The organism is Halomonas sp., from assembly GCF_041689495.1.
In the GTDB taxonomy this organism is placed as follows: domain Bacteria; phylum Pseudomonadota; class Gammaproteobacteria; order Pseudomonadales; family Halomonadaceae; genus Halomonas.
In genome coordinates this window covers 1-3,986 of sequence record NZ_JBDNGD010000341.1, presented here as the reverse complement: position 1 = coordinate 3,986, position 3,986 = coordinate 1, and the positions used below count along the sequence as shown (strand labels likewise).

Here is a 3,986-nt window from a genome sequence, read left to right as displayed (position 1 = left end):
TGGGGGCAACGGATTTCCGGGGCTGGCCGAGTTCCGCTAGAATGAGCCTTTTCCCGTCAGGGGCGTGAGGCATGACCATCGGTGACCTGATCCGCCTGTTGAGCGACGGCGAGTTCCATTCCGGCGAGCAGCTGGGAGAGGCGTTCGGCGTGTCGCGTGCGGCCGTCTGGAAACAACTGAAGAAACTCGAGTTGCTGGGCATAGAAATGGAAGCCGTCAAGGGTCAGGGATATCGGCTGGCAGAGCCCCTTGAGTTACTGGATGGTGATCGTATCGTCGAGGAATTGTCCGACAACGCCGGCCAGTATTTATCGCAGCTGTACTCGGAGGATACGCTGCCGTCAACCAACGCCTTCCTGCGGGATCGCTTTTCTCGGGGTGGGGGTCACGCTGAGGTCTGTCTTGTCGAGCAACAGAGTGCCGGACGAGGCCGAAGGGGTCGACCCTGGATCACGCCCTGGGGACGAACCTTGATGTTTTCCCTGGGGTGGCGTTTCGAATCGGGGGTGTCGGGACTCGAGGGGCTGAGTCTGGCGATTGGCGTGGTGCTGGCAAGGGTGCTGGAGCGACATGGCGCACGCCCCCTCCTGAAATGGCCCAATGATGTATTGCTGAAGACGGCGGAAGGCAAGCTCGGCAAGTTGGCCGGCATACTGGTGGAAATGAGTGGAGATGCGGCAGGGCCCTGTGAGGCGGTGGTGGGCATGGGCGTCAATGTCGATCTCCCGAACAGCTTCCGGGCCGGTATTGATCAGCCGGTGGCGGCCGTCCATGATCAGGCGCCTGATCTGTCGCGACATCTGCTGGCGGTTCAGCTGCTCGATGCCCTGTTGCCCTTGATGGCGAGATTCGAGGAAGACGGCTTCGCGGCCTGGCAAGAGGAGTGGAACGCGCGCCACGCCTTTTCCGGATGCGAGGTCGATATCGTCATGGGAGAACGACAGGAGACGGGTGTGGCCGAGGAAGTCGATGCCCTGGGTGGTCTCTGGATACGGCAGCATGATGATCGGCTGAGACTTTCGGGTGGTGAAATCAGCGTGCGTGGGCGTCCATGATCCTGGATCTCGACATCGGTAACACCCTTTCCAAGTGGCGACTCAAGGATAGAGACAGCAGCGAGATTCGCTCCCGCGGTGCTGTCTGGACACGTGAGGAGTGGCGACCGGGGGCCGATATCCCCGATCTTGACGTGGTCGAGGCCGTGCGGATCGCGAGTGTGGCTCGCCGGTCGGTACTGGATCAGACGGTGGAATTGTTGCGTAGCGAGGTTGGGTTGGTGCATGTGGCGCGTTCCACTCCCGAAGCCTTGGGGGTCACCAATGGCTATCTGGAGACAGGACGTCTGGGAGTCGACCGCTGGATGGGCGTGCTGGCCGCTTACCAGCTGGCGGGAGGCTGCTGCAGTGTGGATTGTGGCAGTGCGATCACCATCGATTTCGTTCTTCCCGGTGGACGCCACCTGGGGGGCTATATCGTACCCGGCCTGCGCTTGATGAAGGAGAGTCTTCAGCTGGGTACCCGGAACGTGGCGATCGATCCTGACACTGAGGCGGAAGAGCTGCTCTTGCCGGGACGGCGTACCGTGGAAGCGGTGAACCATGGCATCTACATGGCCGCCGTCAGTGCGGTGAACCGGATCTACTGCGAAGTCTGTGATCGTGAAGGCGTGGCACTGCCGCTTCTGTTGACAGGAGGCGATGCCCGCGTCGTTTCACGGGGTATCCATGTGCCCCACGGGGTCTGGCCGGACATGGTCTATGGTGGACTTGAGGCCTGTTTTCCGTTGACAGCGTCGGAGCGGGCGGGGCGGATGTCCGGCGCCCCCCGTGTGCCGGTGCCCGCGGCCCTGGGGAAAATCCGTGCTGGACTTGCGTTCTCGATGCTGCTTTGACACAATGCGCCGCGTTCTGCAGAGGAAGCACTGTGTGTCGGCCTGCTGAAAAGATTCCCAGGAAGGCAGAAAAAACAGTAACTTGACAGCGGAACTGAAGATGGTAACATCTTCGCCTTGCTGGAGGGGTTCCCGAGTGGCCAAAGGGAGCAGACTGTAAATCTGCCGCGAAAGCTTCGAAGGTTCGAATCCTTCCCCCTCCACCAGATTTTGCCGACATCCTCGCCTTCTCGAACGTGGATCAAGGCATGAAAGAGTGGGTTAGCGGGCATAGTTTAATGGTAGAACCTCAGCCTTCCAAGCTGATGATGCGGGTTCGATTCCCGCTGCCCGCTCCAGGTATCCATGCACGATACCTATGAACGATGCTCATGTAGCTCAGGGGTAGAGCACACCCTTGGTAAGGGTGAGGTCGACGGTTCAAATCCGTCCATGAGCTCCATATTGAAGTAAGAAAAACCGCCACTTACGGATTATTCCGAGTGGCGGTTTTTTTGGTTGGTGGCCGGGTCAGTAATCGGAGAGCAGTGCTCCTGGTATGGATTGACCTGTCAAGGGTTCGGTTGTCTCTGTTGTATGTGGTTGTCCTCAATGCCCACGGGTCAGGAAGCGAAGGGCTATCAGCGACGGTGGATCTCTCTGGTATTCGTGGGTTGGTTACCGACCTGTTATCACTTCGTCGCGGAGCTACCCTGTTCTACATTCGAGGGTCACCCCACCCCGGAGGGCGGGGGCCTCATAGGAGCCTCAGGGGTTCTCCTACCGGCCCGACGCTCCCTGACACCTAGGCACTGGGACGCGGCCGTCATGCCGTGGCCCGGCTTCCATGCGGTTTGCCCATCGCCTCGCAAGCGATGGCCCACAGGAAGCCGACCAGCTCTCGCGCCACCGCGGTGATGACCTGCTGCGTGACCTTGCCCGTGCCGGCTAGCCGGTGGTAGCGCCCGCACAGGCGTTTCTGTGCCTCCCAGGCGATAGCCTGGACCGTTGGCGAGGTCTTCTCCGCCCGCTGCTGGATGACGCGCGTCTTGCGCGCCGGGAAGCGATAGCTCCAGGCGGCCTCGACCAGCACGCGTCGCACATGGCCGTTGCCGGTCTTGGTGATCCCGCCCTGGCGCCGACTGCCGCCGCTAGAGTGCTCGCTGGGTACCAAGCCCAGGTAGGCCATCAGCTGCCGGGGCGAATCGAAACGGCTGATATCACCCAACTCGGCGAGCACCGTCATGGCCGTGATCACGCTGATCCCGCGCATCGCCATCAGTGCCTCGACCACCGGCGCCAGGGACCAGGTCGGCAACACCTCACGCATCTGCGCTTCCAGCCCGGCCACTCGGCGCTGGGCGTCCTTCACGGCAGCGAGATACTCCTCCAGTACGATCTGCTGAACCGGGGTGTCGAAGCGGACCGTCTCCAGCCAACGGAAGTGCGCCTGGGTCCACTTGCTCTTGCCGGCGTAGCGCTTGCCATGACGCAACAGGAAGGCGCCCAGCCGCTGTCGTGCCTTGAGCTCGATGGCCTTCATGTCCTCCCGGGCCCGCGTCAGATCGCGGACCGCCTCCTGCTCCGGGGTAGGCACCCACACCGGCGTCAGCTCGCCTGACCGTGACAGTCGGGCCAGCATCTGGGCATCACGCCGGTCGGTCTTGACGCGATCCCCGACCTTGCGCGGGATCAGCGCCGGCGCCACCACCTCACCGTCATGGCCGCAGGCGATGACCTGGTGGTAAAGGCCATAGCCACAGGGCCCGGCTTCATAGCTGAACAGCAGCGGCTGACCGTCGAAGCGCTGACTGAGCTGACGGACCAGTGTGTCGATAGCCTTGGGCTCGTTGGGGATCTCGCTTGCCCTCGAAGAACATGCCGGCTTGATCCAGAATGGCCTTCTTCCACTGGCCCACCTGGACGGGATGGACCCCGTAGGCTTGGCCGATCTCGTTCACGGTCTTGACCCCGTAAATGGCCTCTAATCCGACTTTCGCCTTGAATTCAGGGCTGTACGAATTCCGCTTTCGCTTCTCGCTCATCTCGATGTCATCCCAATTCGAAGGCTCGGCTACAGCTTAAACCACTGTCCGGATATTGGGGTCCACTATAG

3 protein-coding genes, 3 tRNA genes and 1 pseudogene are annotated in these 3,986 nt (G+C 61.5%); 5 read left to right on the top strand and 2 right to left on the bottom strand.

What is annotated here, in order from left to right; translation table 11 throughout:
* Positions 1-71: 71 nt before the first annotated feature.
* From ACESMD_RS10880 to ACESMD_RS10860, 5 genes are all read left to right on the top strand, one after another.
* Positions 72-1,055, top strand: a complete 984-nt coding sequence (locus tag ACESMD_RS10880; RefSeq protein WP_372613046.1) for a biotin--[acetyl-CoA-carboxylase] ligase — start codon at positions 72-74, stop codon at positions 1,053-1,055.
* Positions 1,052-1,891 (top strand): type III pantothenate kinase, encoded by an 840-nt coding sequence (locus ACESMD_RS10875; RefSeq protein WP_372613044.1) that lies wholly within the window; start codon positions 1,052-1,054, stop codon positions 1,889-1,891. The genes ACESMD_RS10880 and ACESMD_RS10875 overlap by 4 nt, the downstream gene beginning before the upstream one ends.
* A gap of 122 nt (positions 1,892-2,013) precedes the next feature.
* Positions 2,014-2,097 (top strand) — tRNA-Tyr (locus ACESMD_RS10870).
* A gap of 58 nt (positions 2,098-2,155) precedes the next feature.
* A tRNA-Gly gene (locus tag ACESMD_RS10865) sits at positions 2,156-2,229 on the top strand.
* A 29-nt stretch (positions 2,230-2,258) separates the two neighbouring features.
* Positions 2,259-2,333 (top strand) — tRNA-Thr (locus tag ACESMD_RS10860).
* Positions 2,334-2,696: 363 nt separating this feature from the next.
* On the opposite strand, the gene ACESMD_RS10855 is transcribed toward ACESMD_RS10860, so the two are convergent.
* On the bottom strand, positions 2,697-3,698 hold the full coding sequence (locus ACESMD_RS10855; protein WP_372613048.1) for an IS110 family transposase: 1,002 nt from the start codon (positions 3,696-3,698) through the stop codon (positions 2,697-2,699).
* 22 nt (positions 3,699-3,720) lie between these two features.
* Positions 3,721-3,915 (bottom strand): annotated as a pseudogene (locus ACESMD_RS10850) (transposase); the annotation flags it as partial.
* Positions 3,916-3,986: the final 71 nt, after the last annotated feature.